The sequence below is a fragment of the Pseudohoeflea suaedae genome (assembly GCF_004354915.1).
GTDB lineage: Bacteria > Pseudomonadota > Alphaproteobacteria > Rhizobiales > Rhizobiaceae > Pseudohoeflea > Pseudohoeflea suaedae.
Window position 1 is genome coordinate 1027366 of record NZ_SMSI01000001.1, and the last position, 18611, is coordinate 1045976.

Annotated in this window: 13 protein-coding genes and 1 pseudogene; 8 read left to right on the top strand and 6 right to left on the bottom strand. The window is 61.6% G+C overall.

The genetic code is table 11. From position 1 onward, the window contains the following. Positions 1 to 558: 558 nt before the first annotated feature. Together E2A64_RS04790 and E2A64_RS04795 are read right to left on the bottom strand one after the other, a co-directional pair. Positions 559 to 1872, bottom strand: a complete 1314-nt coding sequence (locus E2A64_RS04790; RefSeq protein WP_133283268.1) for a lysine N(6)-hydroxylase/L-ornithine N(5)-oxygenase family protein — start codon at positions 1870 to 1872, stop codon at positions 559 to 561. Continuing rightward, positions 1869 to 2969 carry an MFS transporter gene (locus E2A64_RS04795; protein ID WP_133283269.1) on the bottom strand — a complete coding sequence of 367 codons (1101 nt, stop codon included), beginning with the start codon at positions 2967 to 2969 and terminating at the stop codon, positions 1869 to 1871. The genes E2A64_RS04790 and E2A64_RS04795 overlap by 4 nt, the downstream gene beginning before the upstream one ends. Positions 2970 to 3074: 105 nt before the next feature. On the opposite strand from E2A64_RS04795, the gene E2A64_RS04800 reads away from it, so the two are divergent. The 3 genes from E2A64_RS04800 to E2A64_RS04810 are packed head-to-tail and all read left to right on the top strand — an operon-like array spanning position 3075 to position 7356. Beyond that, positions 3075 to 4715, top strand: coding sequence for an IucA/IucC family protein (locus E2A64_RS04800; protein ID WP_158285683.1), 1641 nt, complete (start codon positions 3075 to 3077; stop codon positions 4713 to 4715). Continuing rightward, complete coding sequence (locus E2A64_RS04805) at positions 4712 to 5584, top strand: GNAT family N-acetyltransferase (RefSeq protein WP_133283271.1); 873 nt, start codon at positions 4712 to 4714, stop codon at positions 5582 to 5584. Before E2A64_RS04800 ends, E2A64_RS04805 begins: the two co-directional genes overlap by 4 nt. 2 nt (positions 5585 to 5586) lie before the next feature. Beyond that, on the top strand, positions 5587 to 7356 hold the full coding sequence (locus E2A64_RS04810) for an IucA/IucC family protein (RefSeq protein WP_133283272.1): 1770 nt from the start codon (positions 5587 to 5589) through the stop codon (positions 7354 to 7356). On the opposite strand, the gene E2A64_RS04815 is transcribed toward E2A64_RS04810, so the two are convergent. Next, positions 7326 to 8357, bottom strand: a complete 1032-nt coding sequence (locus E2A64_RS04815; RefSeq protein WP_133283273.1) for a siderophore-interacting protein — start codon at positions 8355 to 8357, stop codon at positions 7326 to 7328. The two genes, E2A64_RS04810 and E2A64_RS04815, sit on opposite strands and share 31 nt — an antisense overlap. Positions 8358 to 8576: 219 nt before the next feature. Here E2A64_RS04815 and E2A64_RS04820 point away from each other — a divergent pair, with 219 nt between their 5' ends. Then, positions 8577 to 10805 carry a TonB-dependent receptor gene (locus tag E2A64_RS04820; RefSeq protein WP_244598146.1) on the top strand — a complete coding sequence of 743 codons (2229 nt, stop codon included), beginning with the start codon at positions 8577 to 8579 and terminating at the stop codon, positions 10803 to 10805. After that, positions 10805 to 12100: an MFS transporter gene (locus tag E2A64_RS04825; protein WP_133283275.1), complete on the top strand. Its 1296-nt coding sequence runs from the start codon at positions 10805 to 10807 to the stop codon at positions 12098 to 12100. The genes E2A64_RS04820 and E2A64_RS04825 overlap by 1 nt, the downstream gene beginning before the upstream one ends. Positions 12101 to 12240: 140 nt before the next feature. Here the strand turns inward: E2A64_RS04825 and E2A64_RS04830 are convergent, their stop codons facing one another. Further along, positions 12241 to 12843, bottom strand: coding sequence for an acyltransferase (locus E2A64_RS04830; RefSeq protein WP_133283276.1), 603 nt, complete (start codon positions 12841 to 12843; stop codon positions 12241 to 12243). Positions 12844 to 13510: 667 nt separating this feature from the next. Between E2A64_RS04830 and E2A64_RS04835 the strand changes: the two genes are divergently transcribed. The 3 genes and pseudogenes from E2A64_RS04835 (at position 13511) to E2A64_RS04840 (ending at position 17083) form a co-directional block, all read left to right on the top strand. Then, entirely contained in the window at positions 13511 to 13879 is a 369-nt protein-coding gene (locus E2A64_RS04835) for a hypothetical protein (protein ID WP_133283277.1), read from the top strand. Between the two features lie 615 nt (positions 13880 to 14494). Beyond that, positions 14495 to 15025 (top strand): annotated as a pseudogene (locus E2A64_RS18165) (autotransporter outer membrane beta-barrel domain-containing protein); the annotation flags it as partial. Positions 15026 to 15127: 102 nt separating this feature from the next. Then, positions 15128 to 17083: an autotransporter family protein gene (locus E2A64_RS04840; protein WP_244598149.1), complete on the top strand. Its 1956-nt coding sequence runs from the start codon at positions 15128 to 15130 to the stop codon at positions 17081 to 17083. Between the two features lie 410 nt (positions 17084 to 17493). Here E2A64_RS04840 and E2A64_RS04845 read toward each other — a convergent pair whose 3' ends face one another. Together E2A64_RS04845 and E2A64_RS04850 are read right to left on the bottom strand one after the other, a co-directional pair. Further along, positions 17494 to 17958: an invasion associated locus B family protein gene (locus E2A64_RS04845; protein ID WP_158285684.1), complete on the bottom strand. Its 465-nt coding sequence runs from the start codon at positions 17956 to 17958 to the stop codon at positions 17494 to 17496. 184 nt (positions 17959 to 18142) lie between these two features. Further along, positions 18143 to 18610 (bottom strand): autotransporter outer membrane beta-barrel domain-containing protein, encoded by a 468-nt coding sequence (locus tag E2A64_RS04850; RefSeq protein WP_133283280.1) that lies wholly within the window; start codon positions 18608 to 18610, stop codon positions 18143 to 18145. Position 18611 lies beyond the last annotated feature (1 nt).

An 18611-nucleotide genomic window follows, 5' to 3' on the forward strand; every position in this document is an offset into this window, starting at 1 on the left:
TATTCTCCAATAGTCTATAAATGTCATAAATCCAAAAAAATAAAGCTAAATAATGATAAAATAAAATAAAAAATCCACGTTCTTCGGTAGCGTGTTCGGGCTGTTCCATAAACGGATATGGATAAATTTGCGATCGAACAAAAAATGCCAGAATATAATATATAATCAGTTTTGCCGTATCTGCCAAAGAAGCTTTGCAGCAGGCTTGTTGTCAAGCTGATGCGACTATGGATGAAGCAAGCAGCATAGATCGTTTGTCAACCCGCTGGCTCATGAAGAATATCCTCAAAATGATATATCTAATGTAGTGCGGATAGATATATGGCGCAAGCATAGATGGAATCTGCTCCGGCAATGCGCGGGCACTTGAAGCAGCAGGTGCGGCCGGATAGCCGAGAGTATTAGGGGTTCTGATGTTTGAGCCGCGTGCTGGTGGGCGATGACAACGATTATGGTTGACCATGGACGGGTGAATGCCGTTGTCGGTTCATTCAAGCCTAGAAGATGGTCAGCCTTGATCGAAACCTAATTTGGCGATTTCTTGTCTTCATCGGATGTCTATGCCGCCGGCGAATAGCGGGCTGCCTGCTTGAAATCGGGCGTCCATTTGATGAGTGACCGGTCGCTGCCTTCGATACCCTCGAAGACGGTGCGTCCGACGAGGTCGTTGAGAATGACGGCGCTGCGCCAGGCGGCCATCGACAGTTGCGGATCTATGACGCCGTAGGAGCGGCTGCCGTGATTGAGCCCGTAGATCGGGTTGTTATCGGGGCCGTTCCATCGAACACGATAGTTTTCTCCAAGCGCCAGTGCACCGTCGGGCTCGAAATTCAGCCGGTCTGCAAGCCCGTTCAGGCAGGCGGGCGCGGCTGGTCCGTAGCCGGTTGCGAGAACGATGATGTCGGCGTCGAGCATTTCCTCATCGCCTTCGATATTTCGCATGACGATCGACTGGCTGGCTCCGTTTCGCAGCTTCTTGACGACGGTGCGTCCCGGATGAAGATCGACGTCCCTCCGCCCTTCCAGATGTTGTCTCCGGTAGAGCAGGCGGTAGATTTCGTCGGCGGTGGCGCTCGTCAGCCCGTCGCTTGCGAATTTTTGCGATGCCAGCGCTCTCGACTGCGCCTCCGGTCCCAGCGTCCGGTAGGCGTTCAGATAGTTCGGCGTGAAGAACTGGTCGACGAGGCCGCCCTCCTGCAGCGTCCAGAAGCCGTCGCGGCGGCTGATCCAGTTGATCGCCGCCGGCCTTTGCGCGCCCTCCTGCTGCATCAGGTGAAGCAGGATTTCGGCGCCGGACTGCCCGCCGCCGATAACGGCAACGCGCTTTCCTCCGGTTTCGGGGCGCATCTTCAGATAGTTGCCGGCATGGAAACACGCATTGTCCGTGGAAATGCCGTCCGGGATGACCGGCGCTCGGCCGGTTCCGATGGCGAGGGCGCGGGAGGTCGCATCCGGCCGGTCGCCAAACCGCAGCCGGAACCGATCTCCGTCGAAGGTGACCTCCTCCACGTCCGCGCCGAGATGTGCGGAACCGATGCCTTCTGCCGCCCAGGCGAGATAGGCGCTGAATTCCTGCCGCGATGCGGTCTCGAAGCGCGCCGCCATGAAGTCGAAGAACAGGCCTTTCTCGACCAGATAGTTCAGGAAGCTCCAGCGGCTCGTCGGACGAACCGGCGTGACGAGGTCCTTGAGCGGCGACGTCTGCAGGATGGCGTCGGAAAAACACAGGCCCGGATGCCAGGCGAACGTCTGCTGGCGCTCGAAAAAGGCGGCGGAAACTGTCTCGATGCCATCGGCCAGCGCGGCGAGGCTGAGGTTGAAGGGACCAAGGCCTATGCCCGCGAGATCAAACACTTGTTGCTCATGTGTCATGTTGCTGTTTTCCTCGTCGAAGTGAGCATCAGAGCGACCGACGCCATAAGGGCGGCGGACAGGGTGAGCGAGAAGGAAGGCCCGGCATGAAGGCCGGCGGAGCCCGCAAGCGCACCAAGCGCGAGGCCGGCCGTCGAAGCCGTGGCATTCCACGCGGCACGGCTGAAACCATGCTCAGGCGCAGCGCTGAGCACGGTGAAGAGGTTGCAGGTCAGAAGCATCGCGCTGGCGGCGCCGATGACGGCGGACAGGCCGACAACGATGGCGGGCAAGGGCAGTGCGGCGACGACGAGCAGGGCGGCTCCGCCCGCGAGCGCTGCGAGGCGGAGGGCTGCCGGACCGGCCTTTGCGGTCAGGTAACGTTGCGCCACAACAAGTCCGAGATTGGCTGCCGCCAGCGACAGGCCGGCAATGCTCGCGGCAGTCAGATTGCTCGTCCCCGGCTGGGCGGCGAGAAGCGGTGCAAGCGAAACATGCGTGACGCCCAGGCTGGCCTGTACTGTCAATGGCAGGATCAGGGCGTGGAAATCCGGCCGCGACAATCCTGCTCTGCGCGGCTGAGCCTCGGTCCGACGGGGGCGTTCCGAAAACAGGCTCCACATTGCCCCGGCAATGGCGGGAAGGATCGGCAAGACGATATGAAGCGCCGCCAGCGGTCCGACCGCAATGGCGCTCGCCGCACGACCCATGCCGCCGAAGGATTGGGTCCTGGCAAGCTGCGCGCGACCCTCGCCTCGGCGGGCGAGACTGCCGATCTGTGCGTGCACGAGAAGCGTTGCAGCGGCGAGACCCTGGCTGAGCCGCAGCACCAGGAGGGCAAGGAGGGCCAGGGCCGGCGGGGCCGGCAGTAACAGGAGCGCCGCAAGCCCCAACGAACACAGGATCATGACGAGAAGGGAAGGTCTCGTCAGGTCCGAGTTGCCGAAGACGCCAATCAGCGGAATCGCCAACGCGGCCGCCGCCATTCCGAACGCAACGACGGTGCCGACGGCCGATTGAGACAGGCCGAGGCGATCCGCGATCAGCGGCAGCATGGCCATGAGGGCCGTCTGTTGGAATGCGTGACCGACCAGGGCCGGACCGAGTGATGCTTTCATGGGAAGGGAGAAATTCATAGCTGCGACTTCACGTCAAGAAAAAACTTGACTCTAATCCTCATGTTTATAATTTGCCCGACGAGACCACCGGAGCAAGCCCTTGTCATGGACGAAAAATCCGATCTTCCTTCCCTGAACGCCTTTCTCAATGCGGCTTTGCGCGAGGGTCTGCTCGCCGAGGCCCGGATGACGGACCGGCATCTGGAGTTCCGGCTTCCGGACGGGGAGCTTGCATGCGTAACCGTCTCGGCGCAGAGCCGTTTCCGCTGCCGTTTCTCTCATCCGGTGACGAGCGGCGGTATTCGGATCGGCGTGGCGGAATTGCTCGCGCGGCTGACCGCTGATGCCGATCCCGTCTTCGCCGCGCGTGTCGCCGACAGTGTGGCGACTGTGAGGGATATCGCCGACGCGGATGGTGAACCGGAGGGCTGGACGTTTGACGAAGCCGAGATGGCACTGCGTTTCGGTCACGTCCTTCATCCAAATCCGCGCAGCCGGGACGGGCTCACCGCCCGCGAGGCGTGGCGCTACGCACCGGAATCGGGCCGCTCCTTCGCCTTGTCCTGGTTCGCCGTCGAGCCCGGGTGCACGGCATCGGGTGGTGCCGCGACAGACGGGTTCAACCAACTCGCCATGGCGGACGGTATCCGCGTGCCCCATGGCCTCCAGGCCATGCCGGTTCATCCGTTACAGCTCGGGCGGTTCGACCGGAACCGCGCAGCGCTGGAGAGCTCCGGAGAACGCGGAATTATCCCGCTCGGAGAGGGGCGCGCAAACTGGCGGTCCACGGCCTCCATGCGGGCGGTTCACGCGTTCCATGCTCCCTACATGGTCAAGTTCTCTCTCAATATCCGTCTGACCAATTCGATACGGCTTCTGGCTCCGCGCGAGGTCCTGCGGGGCCTTCACGTTACCGACCTTCTCAAAAGCAGCATCGGTGACGAGATCGCCACGGCCTTTCCGAAGCTGACAGTCCTGACCGAACCGGCCTTCGTGGCGCTCAAGGGAGCGGAGGGCGCGGCAGTGGCGGAAACCATCGCCGTCTTGCGCGACAATCCGTTCCGTGACGCAGGACAGGCCGGTCCCGTCATTCTTGCCGCACTCTGCGAGATGCCACGAGAGGGTGTCTCGCCGCTCGGCCGCATGATCCTGCGACTTGCGGGGCAAGGAGAACCGGGCCCGGTCGCGCGGCGCTGGTTCGCCGATTTCCTGGATAAGGCCATCCACCCGATCCTGGAAATGCGCGCCCGATGGGGGCTGCTCTTCGGGTCGCATCAACAGAACATGATGTTGCGGCTGAACGACGGCTGGCCGGATGGCGTGGTGATCCGCGACTGTCAGGGCACCGGACATCTCATCGGCTTTCACGACCGTCTGGCCGCCATCTGCCCGGGTATCGGAGAGGGCGCGGAAAACATCCTCGACGCCGAGACCGGTGACAATCTCCTGACCTATTATGTGGTCGTCAATTCCGTGATGAACACGCTGGCCACGATCGCGCTGGACGGTCTGGCGGACGAGGCCGCGCTTTACGATGTGTGGCGTGCATTTCTCGAGCGCGCTGCCCGCGAGACCCCTGGCGATGCCGCCTTGTACCGAAAGCTGGTGGCCGAGCCGCGTCTCACCGCCAAGGCAAATTTCGCAACCTCCCTGTCCGGCGTCAATGAAGCCGATGGTGGTTCGGAGGCGCAGCTTGCCCAATTCATCGATCTTGAAAACCCTCTTGCGCGAAGCGAGGCCGCATGACCGTCATTCATCCCGTTCCGGCCTTGTCGCCGATTGCCGAAATCTGGCGCGAGTTCGACAGGCGATTTGCCGAAACAGACGCGGAGCGCCTGACGATGCCGTGGCGGTCGCTCGACGAACGGGGCATCGCGCCGCGCGATCTGCGATGCGGGTACCGGGAAGGCGATACATTTGTTGTCGAACGGGGCGGCTTCTACCAGTCGGCCGGCCTGTGGACCAATCATTCCCCGGCATTCCATCTTGGAACGGAGCCAGTTCCCGGCCCCGACGGGCGCGATCATCCCCGTCGTCCGACAAAGCCTGAAGGGATCTTCTATGACCGGTTCGACCGGGATGCGGGCGGTCGGGTCAGCTTTGAAGTGCTCGAGATCGATCGGCATCTGGGGTTGTTCCACAAATGGCAGAACGATCCGCGCGTGGCCCATTTCTGGGAAGAGGACAAGTCCGAAGCCGAACTTGCCGAATACCTCGCCATTCGCATCGCAAATCCGAGCGTGTTGCCGGTCGTCTCGAGTTTCGATGGCGATCCGACGGGTTATCTCGAATTCTACTGGGGGCAGGAGGACCGGCTCGGGGCCTATTATGATGCCCATCCCTGGGACCGGGGCTGGCACGGACTGATCGGAGAACGGAAACATCTCGGTCGCAAGAAGACATCGGCCTGGATTCGTTCGCTCAATCACTATCTCTTCCTCGACTGCCCGCTCACGGAAAAGATCGTAGGTGAGCCGCGCGCGGACAACGTCAAGCTGCTGAGCTACACCGAGCCGATGGGCTACCGGAAGGTGCGGGAGTTCGACTTTCCGCACAAGCGCGCGGCGCTGATGCATTGCGACCGCGACGTCTTCTTCCGGAAAGTCAGGTTCTGACGATGAACGATCCCGTCACCCTGGACCATTATTCGACCACCGGTCGCCGCTGGCTGGCCAAGACCATCAGCGAACTGGCCTGGGAAGGGGTCTTTGCAGCGACCGAAAACTGCCTCGAACTGGCGTCCGGCGTCGTCTACACCTATTCGTCGACGCGCAGGATCTGGGACAATCTCGACATAGAACCCGAAAGCCTGTTGCGTGACGGCAAAGTGCCCGACCCACTGCAATTCATCATCGATGCGCGCACCGAGATGGCGATGTCTCCGGCGACGGAAGCCATGTTCATCCGCGAAGTGAAGAACACGCTGCGTCAGGATTGCGCGATAGAGGCGCGCTGGGGCGGATTGAGTGCGAGCGAATTGGCCGCACTTCCGACCAACGAGCTTCATGCTGCGCTATGCGGTCATCCGAAAGCGGTCGCCAATAAGGGGCGCCTGGGCTGGGGTTTGGACGATCACGCCGCCTATGCGCCGGAAAATGCCGCACCGATCCGGCTGGAATGGCTGGCGCTCGATCGGACACATGTCGTCACCGGGCGCGGCGCCGCGATCGAGGAAGGTGACCTGCTTCGATCCGCCATCGGCGCCGAGGAATTCGCTCGCCTCGAGAAAGCCGCCGGAGACGGCGACCGTGTCCTGATGCCGGTTCACCCCTGGCAATGGGACAACTGCCTGGCGCAAAGTCTCGTTGCCGATCTCGCTGCGGGCCGGGCGCGCTATCTGGGCGCCTATGGGCCTGAATTCGTCGCAAGCCCCAGCCTGCGGACCTTGGTTCCGCGCGACGGCGGCCCTTACGAGGTGAAGCTGGCGCTGGCGATCCTCAATACCTCGGCCTGGCGCGGAATGCCCGGGAAATACATCGCCCAGGGCGCCGCCATTTCGGACTGGCTGGCCGGAATTCTGGCGGACGATCCGGTGACCGCCGCCCGCGTCACCGTTCAGCGTGAAGTGTTGGGTCTCTGGTGGAACGATCCGCTGATGGCGCAGGCACCCGACGCGCCCTATCGCTGGCACGAGACGCTGGGCGCGATCTGGCGGGAAACGGGTGAATCGCGTCTGCCGGGACGACAGGTGCTGATGACTGCCGCATTGTTTCACGAAGGCGCGGACGGCCTGCCGCTCGCTGCCGCATTCGCGCAGAAGGCCGGACTGTCCATCGAAGACTGGCTCAGGCGTCTGTTTTCGGTCAGCGTGCTGCCGCTGTGGCATATCCTGTGCAAATACGGGCTGGGCTTCATCGCGCATGGCCAGAACATCAATGTGGTGCTGGAGGGGCATGTGCCGGTGGGGATCACAGTGAAGGACTTCCAAGGCGATCTCGATCTCGTGGATCGGGATTTCCCGGAAAGCGACAGCCTGCCCGATGCGGCGCGGGCGATCCTTCCGCGCAAGCCGCCCGCCTATATCGTGCACAATATCCAGACCGCGCATTTCGTCACGGTTCTGCGTTTTCTCTCTGCGGGATTGGCGCGACGCTCGGTGATTGACGAGGCACGCTTCTACGCGGTTTTGCGCGACTGCCTGATGGCACATGCGGCCGCGCACCCGGACCTGTCGGAGCGTTTCGCCCTGTTCGATCTTTTCAGTGCGGAAATGCCGCGCGTGGCGATCAATCGCGTTCGTTTCCAGATCGGTTATGAGGATTCGGCCAGTCGTCCCTTGCCCGCGCGGGGCGTCGATCTCGCCAATCCGCTGGCCGAACCCGACACCGACGATCTTCGGCATGCTGCCGGCTGCAATCACTCCGACAAGGTATCCGCCGTCCAGTAGGATGCCGCCCGCATCTCGGATTTCGACAGGCCCTTGCCCGACAGGATCGTCCGCGCGACCTTGACCTCGGACCGCTCGCCGGCGAACCAGACGAACCGATCGGTCTCGGGCAGCGCCAGGCTTTCCAATGGCTCGAGCAGCGACGTCCCGCTATCGCGCAGCAGCCAGTTCAATGTGACGCCCGGCGGTTTCTCCAATTCCTGGAGGTCGCCCTTTCGACCGACCATTATTGTGGCGGAACCGCGCGTATCGTCAGGGCAGGCGGCAAGTATGCGGGCAATGGCCGGCAGCGCGGTCTCGTCGCCGAAAAGCGCCAGCCAGCCTGCCTTCGGATACCATTCGCCGCCTGGCCCCATCAGCGCGACCGACATGCCCGGGCGCAGGGTTTCGCACCAGGCCGATACCCGTCCCCCCTCATGAATGAAGACATCGAATACGACGGTGCCGCTGTCCGGCTCGACCGAGCGTATCGTGTAAACCGGGCGATGCCAGGCGGCGACGCCTCCCGGCCACTCGGTTCGGCCGTTCTCGCCAATCTCCGGCCATTGTCCTTCATGGTCTGCCGGCGGAAAGAGCAGCCGGAAGTGAAGCCCGGTCTCCGAGAAGCGCCTGAGCGCCGGATCGGCAAGCTCGACACGGAAATAGGACGGGGAAAGGCGCGCGCACGCGGTCACGGCGGCAAACGCGATATTGGCGGGTCGCGTGCCGACATCCTTCAGCGACCAGATCCGCTCGTCCTTCAGTCCGAAAACATCGAGATTTCCGTCGATGGTCTCCTGCAGCGTATGCAGCAGGGCGCGATCATGCGAACGGAGTGTGATCTGCACCCCCTCTGGGCTTGCTGTCAGTTGCACGTCACCGCGAGCGGTCGTCAGCGTCAGGCGCCGATCGGCGTCGCGCTCCACCGGGACGTCGAGATTGCGCCCCTTCTCCTCGAACAGCGCGAAAGCTTCGCTCGGCGCAAGCGCGAGAAGCGTGGTGGTCTGAAAGGGCTTTTCCAAATGCGTATCGACCTTCCGTCTCTGAAAACACGGTCACGCGCACCTCTCAGGGCTTCCGATGGGAGCCGGTGTGCGCGGATTGTGGCGAAATTACAACAATCATGAGTGTAAAAGTCAACTTAAAGAATTAATCTTGACTATTCCACTCATAAATATGTGAAAGAGAGGATGGAAATCAGGTCGGGCCTTGGGAAAGAGGTCGTCTTCAAGGGGGTCAACATGCGTTTTCAGATCAGCCTTCTCGCACTCTGCATCGGGCTCGGGACAATGCCATCCTTCGCTCAAACGGCCGAAGACGAGGCCGGTGCCGGGGAGGCGCCACTCACCGGCGCGGGCGCGGTCACCCAACTGGACACCCTGGTGGTGACCGCCGGCCGGAGCGAAAGCGAGATCGCCAATGTGGCCCAGAACGTCAAGGTCGTCGAGCGCGACGAGATCGAGAAGCTGACGATCGGCAACACCGATGCTGCCAATCTCGTTTCGCGACTCGTTCCGGGTTTTCAGCCCGACAACCAGACGATCAGCGGCGCCTCGGAAACTTATCGCGGCCGCTCGATGCTGATCCTGATCGATGGCGTTCCGCGGACCACGCCGCTTCGCAACAACAGCCGCATTCTGTCTCTGATAGATCTCGACACGATCGAGCGCGTGGAAGTGGTCAGCGGTGCGTCGAGCCTCTACGGCGCTGGCGCGACCGGCGGCGTGATCAACTTCATCACCCGCAAGGGCGAGAGCGAGACGCCGCGCTGGACGGTGGAAACCCGCCTCGAGGCGCAGACGTCGCATCCCGAAGAGTCCCTTGCTCCCAGCGTGACGGTGAGCGTGGAGGGTCGCAAGGGCAGTTTCGACTATTTCCTCTCCGGCTCCGGAGATCTGTCACGCCGTCTCTATGATGCCAACGGCAACGAAATGGCATCGGACGGACTGCTCGGTCAGGGCGGCGGCGATCGCACCGGTTTCGGCAGCCTGTTCGGGCGCCTGGGTTACGAGGAGGGCGCGCGCCGCTTCGATCTTTCTTTCGACTGGACCTATGGCGAGCAGCATCCGGATTTTTATACCGACTATTCCGGTACTCGCGTGCGCCCCGATTACAGCGACCCCTACACCGGCGAGCCTCTTGTCGAGGATAGTAAATATGTGACCGCGCGGTTTGCCGACGACGCCTTTTCCCTCGGCGGTCTCGAACTGATCGCCTTCTACAACGACATCGAGAAGCAATCTCCGGAAACCCGGTTGAGCCCGGCCAATCCCTTCGTTCTTGCCGACGGGTTGAACCAGACCGTGCTCGAGGGCCAGCGTTTCGGTCTCGGAGCGACCGTGCGGACGCCCGCCGATCGGCTCTTCGACGGAGCTGAATTCGTCTGGGGCACCGACTATACCTTCGATCACATCACGCAGAAACAGGTGGGAACGGGCAGCGATGTGGCGTCCCCGCTCGACCAGCATCAGATCGGCCTGTTCGGGCAGCTCGAAGTGCCGGTGACGGACCGCCTGCGTCTTTCGGGCGGCATGCGCTTCGATGCCTTCTGGCTCGACGTCAAGGATTTTACGCGGCCGGCTTACGATGTCGGGCTTCCCGTGGCGCTGCCTCCCATCGGTGTGGGCGGCGGACAATTCGATTATCAGCAGGCCACTTTCAATGCCGGTGCGATCTACGATGTGACGGATGCAGCCCAACTCTACGGCAATTTCTCGCAGGGTTATGAGCTGGCCGATATCGGCGCATTCACCCGACGGGCCGGCGCCAATGGCGGCTTCGGATCGGCGGAATTCTGCGATGCCTATGGGAACGCCTTCGCGGGATTTGGCCTGTGCACCACGTCTCCCGCGCCCGACTTTTTCGTAAGCTACGCCGACATCGCGCCAGAGCCGCAGCTCGTCAACACGTTCGAGATCGGGACGCGCGCCGATTGGGGACGCCTGCGCGCCTCCGCATCGGCCTTTCTGTCGCTTTCGGACAATGGCCTGACCTTCGATGCGGGAACCAACACGGTCACCCAGCAGAAGGAACGGATCTGGGGCGGCGAGCTGACCGTCGCCTTCGATGTCAGCGATGCGTTCACGCTCGGCGGCATTCTCGGTTATGTCGAGGGCCGATATGACGCCGACGGCGACGGCACCATTGACAGCTACCTGCCCAACAACCGGATCGCGACGACCTGGAAGGGCGATGTCTACGCCGATTACCGGTTCGAAAACGGCATCAGCACGCGCGCCGATGTGGAATTCTTCTCCGGCCGCGAGCGCGACGCATATCCCGAACTCGAAGGGGTCGCGCTGTTGCATCTGAGTGCACAGAAGACCTTCGAGAACGGTCACAAGCTCGGCGTCGGCATCTACAATGTTTTCGACACCGACTATGCCAATCCGACGGCATCGGCGACGCGCGGCATCGAGGTGCCGGGCCTCGGGCGGACGATCGGCGTGTCCTACAAGGCCGTGTTCTGATGGCTGGGCGGCACGATCTTTCGCTGCCGTCCGGTGGAGACCGCGAAGGCGATCGATCGGCGACCGGGATCGCTGTCGATCCGGCGGAACCGGTGCAAGGGCAGCCTGTTTCGCTCTATCTCACCCTTGCCGGTCTCTATCTCGCGCAAGGTATTCCCACCTATCTCATCGCCGCCGCGCTGCCGCCGACGCTTCGCGCAGCAGGCGTTTCCCGCAGCACCATCGGCCTGTTCTCGCTTTTGATGCTGCCGCTCGTGCTGAAGTTTCTCTGGGCGCCGCTCGTCGACCGCTGGCGTCCTCTGCCGCGTCTGGGGCATCGCCGCGGCTGGATCGTGCCGACACAGCTTCTGACTGCTTCCGGCATCGCCGTGATGGCATTTGTCGAGCCGACGGATATTGCCGCGCTTTTCATTGTCTGCATGACCATCGCGCTTGCCATGTCGACCCAGGACATTGCCACGGATGGCTACGCGACCCGCCATCTCACCCCGGCCCATCGCGCCGTGGGCAACGCCATCCAGGGTGGCTCCGTCGCCTTTGGCGTCATCGTCGGCGGCACGTTTTCACTCGTGCTGTTCGAGCGGTTCGGATGGCAGCCGACCCTGCTCTTCATCGCCGTGCTGTCGCTGCTGCCGGTTCTGGTCACGCCGCTGATGAAGGAGCCTTCCCCGGACGAACTCACCCGCCGGTCGCGCCCCTCACTCAAGGCGTTCTTCATGCGGCCCGAGGCGCGGTCGATCCTGGCGATCGCTCTGATCTTCCGGGTGAGCGAAGGTCTGGTCAAGGCGATGGAAGGGCCGTATCTCGTCGATATTGGTCTTCCTTTGTCCTGGATCGGCTATCTTTCCGGACTATCGGCGGCGACGGCCGGGCTGATCGGTTCGGTCGTCGCCGTCGGGCTGATCAAGGGGCAGGGCAATGTCAGGGCGCTCGTCACCCTCGGTGCCTTGCGGACGATCTGCTTTGCGCTCTTCGCCGCTCATGCATGGGGTTTCGCCGAACCGGACGGCATCGTCATCGGTGCTGCGGCATTTCAGACATTCATCCGCTACATGGAGATCGTGGTACTCTATTCGATCTATATGAGCGTGGCCTCGACCGAGCAGCCTGGCACGGATTTCACCATTCTGGCCTGCGCGCAGCTGCTCGTCTATCTGATCGGCTCGAGCGTGTCCGGCCTGCTTGCCGATCGTCTCGGCTATGGCGCCCTGTTCGGCCTCGCCACAGCCCTGTCGGCCCTTGCAGTCCCATTGGTTTTCCAGCTCGCCAGGTCCAGAACCCGGGCACCACAGTGAATCTCGGAGCAAAAGACTGGCGAACTCTCCCAAAATTTGGAGGAAGTTCAGCGTCTCAGTTCACCTGACACAGGTTGCGGGCAAAGCATCTAAACTCGTGTGTGACCTGAGACAAATTGCGGTCATCTGAGTCCGAACCCTTAGCCGGCGCTTCCGAATTTGGTGTTTTCGGTACCGCCGACCGGTTTCTTCCACTCGGCCGGCATGCCGGCGTAAATGCCCGGTTCATATGTGCCCTCGCGCACCACAGCATTGGCGGCGATTACGGTTCGTCCCGCCAGTTGCGCGCCGCCGAAGATGCGGACCCCGGAAAAGATCATGCAATCGTTTCCGATCTCGATCCGCTTCAGCCTCATGGGGCTGTATTTCATCGGTCCGTCATATGAGGCAAAATCGAAATCGAAGCTGATGAGCGAACTCTGATGGGCGATCGAGACATCGTCGCCGATGCGGATCCCACCCTTGCCGTCGAGATAGCAGGTCTCGAAGATCGAAACATTGTTGCCAAGCTCGATCTGCTCCCAATAGGTCACGCGCACGCCGGTTTCGAAAACCACATTGTCGCCGCAGGACTTGGCAAGGCGCTTCGCCCACAGATACCGGATCGCGATCCCCAATTTCCACGGGACCAGTTCGACGATCGGCCAGGTTGCCGTGAACAGGAAGCGCGGCATCAGGCCCGAAATCAGGTTCATCACGGCGATGATGGGCTTGGCTCTTCTGAAGACGTCCTTGCCAGCCATGTCATGTCCGTCCCGAATTGGCGGGCGTCGCGCGTGTCTGCATCACTCCGCTTCGAACCAGGTCATCATTCCGGCATAGGCATCTTATTTCGGAAGGGGCGAAGGCCGAGGCCGATTTCAGAAATTCACGTCTGGTCCGAAACACCGGATCATTCCTTGTTCAAGAGGCAGGTCGTCATGGCGTCCTGATCTCTCTGTATGAGACATAGCGGTCCATCGCAGGCGACTTCGCCCATGGGAAGTCTCCCCGAATTGGCCGACTGAGACACCCGGCGATTCCAGACCGACATTCAGGCTCCTATTGCGTCTCGGTCGGAACGGAAGGATTTCAAGCCTTTGAAATTTAAGGATAATTCTGGAAGGTCGGGCTGGGGTTTATTTTACTCTAGCGGGTCTCTCATGGGATTCTTCAAGCACGGCACCGATCTTTAAATGGGGAGATATTAAAATATCAATGATTTGCCGGAATTTTGGTAATTACCACCTCATGTTCAAAATTGCCTGAAATGCCTGAAGCCCTGTGCGAGCCCGGGAGCCTGCGGTCGAAACGCGGGCGGCGATTGCGGTTATCCGGTTCGGCATTGTCGTTATGCGGGACTGGGGTGCTGTGAGCTGTCAACGGCACGGCGAGCTTTCGGCGTTTTCGCGCGCAAGCGGTTCCAACAGTTTGAGCTTTGAAGATGCGCGAGTTCAATTGCCGATCCGTCAGAAAATCGCCATCCGGGATTGGCTCCTCCTGCAATCGGTTCTCGATGAACGCTTGGCGAAAGTGGCGCATGCCAACAACGATGAGCAGCCGGCCGCCGAGCAAGCCGGTAGCACGTCTTACGTTCTGGCCCTGATGATGAACGACGCCCTCTTCGAACGGTTTCGGTTGTCGGACGAACAGATCCTGATGGAGCTTTTACGCCATGGCCGTCTCGCGAAGCGGGCGCTCCTCAAGGCGGCCAGTCGGGCCTGGTTGCATGCCGGAAGCCAAAAGCCTCGCGGCTGGACCATTCCACCTTGGAGCGAGGTGGGTGGCAGTTGCGTCTGATGTTGAGAATTCGCCGGCGTTCGTGAAGACGCGTTGCAAGCGCGAGCCCGGAAGCCGATGTGCGACGGCCTGTGCCACTTACGCGTTCAGAATTTGGCAGAGACGGTCACGACTTGCCTTATTCGAAAGGATACGTGGTCACTCAGCTTGCGTACCAAAGTGACCCAGGCAGCAGATATGCAGCTTCCTCTTGCCAGGATCCACCAGAACGAGCTTGGCATTTTCGCAGCGGGTCAAGCGCCTTGCGTAAAAAATGTTGCTGGATGGCAACAGCCGGAATGGCAAAAGGGGAGTCTTGCGTAAGATATCTTACGGATATAGCAACAGTGGCGCGAATATGATCCCGATATTCTGGAGGTTACACTCATAAGGCGATTACTCATCTGAAAGTGCAAGATTTCTTGCAACGGCCTGAGGCTGAAAACAAAATCAATACAAAGCCTTTACCTTATTTAAGGGGCTTGAGTTCACGATTTGACAAGACCTGCCGCGGTTGCCGGCTTGATTCACCGTTAAGCAGAGAGCTTGTTCATGCCCCCCTTTTCCACTGTCCGACCTGCAAATTCCATCCGGGCGCTGCTGCTTGCCTCGACGGCTGTTCTGTTCGCCTCTCCCATGCCCGGTCACGCGACTGATGTGGATGAAGATATCGTGGTCGATGGCGTTGCTCAGCCATATCCTGACGACTTGAATATTGGCGCGTCAGCCGAGGGCTCCCTCACGATCATCAACGGCGGCTCGGTGAGCAACGCCAACGGATTTATCGGTAGAAATCCCGGCAGCACCGGCGTTGTGACGGTCACCGGCACAGGCTCGTCCTGGACCAATTCCATGAATTTATTGGTCGGCGCCTTTGGCGGTAATGGCACGCTGACTGTTTCCGACAGCGGATCGGTGAGCAGCGGCTTTGTATTTATCGGCTTGGATTCCGGCAGCACCGGGGTTGCGACGGTCACCGGCACAGGCTCGTCCTGGACCAATTCTAGCAATTTGTTTGTCGGAGTTTCTGGCAACGGCACGCTGACCGTTTCCGACGGCGGATCGGTGAGCAACGACAACGGACTTATCGGCTCTGTTGGTTCCGGCGTCACAGGAGTTGTGACGGTCACCGGCACGGGCTCGTCCTGGGCCAATTCTGGCCTGTTGGCTGTCGGAAATGGTGGCAACGGCACGCTGACCGTTGCCGACGGCGGATCGGTGAGCAACACCAGCGGATCTATCAGCAGAAATTCCGGCAGCACCGGGGTTGTGACGGTCACCGGCGCAGGCTCGTCCTGGACCAGTTCTGGCGATTTGCAGGTCGGACGTGACGGCAACGGCACGCTGACGGCGACCGACAAGGGCGTTGTCGAAGCTGGCAGCTTCAGCGTTGCAGTCAATGCAGGCTCGACCGGCACGATCAATATCGGGGCTGCGTCCGGCGAGGACGCGCAGGCGGCAGGCGCATTGCAGGGCGCCGACGGTGCGGTCGCCGTCATCGAATTCGGCGCGGGCGACGGAACCATCGTCCTCAATCACACCGAAACGGATTACGAGTTCGATGCCACGGTATCCGGCGACGGCCTGTTCAAGCAAGAGGCCGGCAATACGCATCTGACGGGCGACTGGTCGGGCTTCACCGGAACCGGCGAGATCAGCGGGGGGATGCTCTCCATCGACACGGATTTCCGCGGCTCGCTCTCCGTGCTGTCTGGCGGCACGCTGGCGGGCGAAGGAAGCATCGACGGCGATGCCGATTTCGACGCGGGCTCCACCTTGCTGGTCGATCTCGACGCCGACGACATTCTCGACGTCTCCGGGACCGTCACGATCGACGAGGATGCGCATGTCGCATTTGCTGGCAGTCGTACGCTCGATTTTGAGCTCGGCATCAGCACCACCATCATGACCGCCGGCGAGATCGACGGGGAATTCGACTCCGTTATCGAGGACCTGCTCTTCCTCGACATCGCGCTCGCCTATACGCCCACGACCATCGATCTGACCCCGGAGCGCAACGGCCTCGCCTTTTCCGACGTCACCGATACCAGGACCCAGGCCGCCATTGCCGACGCCGTCGAAAGCCTCGACTGGGGCAATCCCCTCTATGACGAGTTCCTCTTCATGAACAACAGGGACCAGGTGATCGAGGGGACTATCTGGCTGTCCGGCGAGGCCCATGCCTCGATCCAGACATCGGCCATCCAGAGCGCCGGAATGGTCCGCGACATCATCACCTGGCGCCTGCGCTCCTCCCTCGCGGTCGATAACGCGGATGTCGTCTCCATGGACTCCATGACCGGCAATCTCGCGCAACTCGCCTATGCCGGGGACGAAGGCACGCCGGCAGGCGTCGACGGCACGACCACCGGGTCGATCGGGACCGCCAGCGGCCACGCCGTCTGGAGCAAGGCCTATGGCGCGATGGGAAAGACGCTGGGGAGCGGCGAAAGCCACACCACCGAGCGCTCCACCGGCGGCCTGCTGACCGGCGTCGAGATCGGCTACGGCAGCGACTGGCGCCTCGGCGGTTTCCTCGGCTACAGCCACACCCAGACCAATGTGGGCGAGCTTGAGTCCAAGTCGGGCATGGACAGCTTTACCGCCGGCCTCTACGCCGCCCGCCGTTATGAGGCGCTTCGCCTGATGTACGGGGCGGCGGTGAGCGTCAACGAAATCGGCACCGAGCGGAATGTGCGCTTCTCCAGCATCGACGAGACGCTGACGGCCGACTATCGCTCCGCAACCGTCCAGGCCTTCGGCGAGGTCGGCTATGCGCTGACGAACCAGAACGGCTTCCTGATCGAGCCCTTCGCCGGTGCGGCGCTGGTCTACCAGTATACCAGCGGCTTTACCGAAACCGGCGGCGCCTCGGCCCTGACCGGTGCCTGGGCTTCCCGCATGCTTCCGGTGACCACCCTCGGCCTGCGCAGCACCTTCGATCTCGGACGGCTTTACGGCGGCACAGGGGTATCGCTCGCAAGTTCCGTTGCCTGGAATCACACCTTCGGCGACATCACGCCGGCAACGACCATGACCTTCGGCTCGACGAATACGTCGTTCACCGTTCCCGGCAATGCCGCGGCACGCGATGTCGGCCTCGTCGGCGTCGGCCTCAACTTCGCCGTCACGCCCGACATGCCGATCACCATCGATTACACCGGCGCCTTCGCACCGGACCAGGAAGACCACGCGCTCTCCGCAGGGGTGAACGCGCGGTTCTGAGGCAGAACGGGCCCGTCAATCAGGCAGGCCGGGGGAGGCCTTGCCTTGCCGTGGATAACATCGCCGGAGCCTCCCGAGCCTATGCCGGTTCGGCAGGCACGGCGGCTTCAGCATGCGTCCGGTTGTGACCGGGACGACTGGGATGAAGAGGCCAATCTTCCTGCCGGGCAACATGTAAGGCGGCGGGAGATGCAGCTGTTGGCAAACCCGGCTCCCGGAATGACGGCGGCCCATGAAAGACCGAACGGCAAACCATCATTCCGGTGACGTGCAGATTGACGATGCCGACGGTGCCCCGGACGCAATAGGACGCGATAGGACGCGATAGGCCTGCATTTGCCGTATCATGTGAGGGCGATTGCCGGGACTCCGGGCCACATTCGTGTTGAGTTTAGCTACTGCCCAGATACTCAATTGTCTGGTTTTGCGCCGACCAGCTGCCCGAGGCGGTCCGAGGCGGGGGCGAAGCCATTGAGCGAGATCGGGAGTGTGAAACTCCGGCCATCTTCAAAGCGGGTGACTGCAAGGTTGAGAACCTTGCCGTTGCGCAGCTTTGTTTCCAGCTCGCCGTCAATTTCAAACACGCTGAGGCAGCCGACCAGTAGGCAGGTCGAAAACGCCATGGTTTTAGATAGTTTGCCATCGTCCACCTGCATGGTCACGCCATCGGCAAGACGCACCCCAAACGGCATGGTCAGGGTGAGTATCATATCGCCGGTCCAGTTCCGCCGCAGTTCCGCCGCCAGTACTATCTCGTGGGTATTCTTCGTACGCTGCTCCTGTCGCATCAGGCAAAGCGTCGCCTTGTCTTTATTCGTACAGATTACGCCCCAGTCACCGTAGCTTTCCTGCAGTACCGGGGCACCTGCGGACACTCCATCCCTCTCCTGCAGCGACTGGGACTGGGTCCATGAGGGCGAAGCAGGGCTCGCAAGGGCGGCGAAGAGAGAGGCAAGGATGGGTAGCAGACTTACCATGATAGGGACCGATCTCTGAGACGGGCTTGGCTGGATCCGGCGGCGTTGTGAGGGAGACGCCGCCGGATGTCCTGCGTCGGGCTTAGAACTGCACCCGCATCTTGGCATTCACGCCGTTTTCTTCGGCCTGGCTGCCGAACTGGCCGGAATAGCCGATGCCGATGGTGGCGCCATTGTCGAGTTGGAAGTCGAGACCGGCCTCGATCAGCGCGACATCCTCGTCGATCGGGGTGTTCGATACGGTGAAGCTGTCGCCCGTCTCAAAGCGGGCCGTGGAGGTCGGGTCGACATCGCCGAAGGCATGCTGCCAGCCGAGCGAGCCGCGCAACACGGTGACGACGCCACCAAGCTCGAGATTGCGCGAGGCCCGCATGCCGAGCGTGGTATAGGTCGTGTCCATGGTGGTACCCTCCACGCGCAGGGCCGCCGTGCCACCACTTTCACTGAAGCCATCGGTCCTGAGATGGGTGTAGGCAAGACCCGCAAAGGGTTCGAAGGCCGAGCCGCCGAGTGAATAGCCCCTAGATTTGTGGACGCCTTCCTCCCTAATT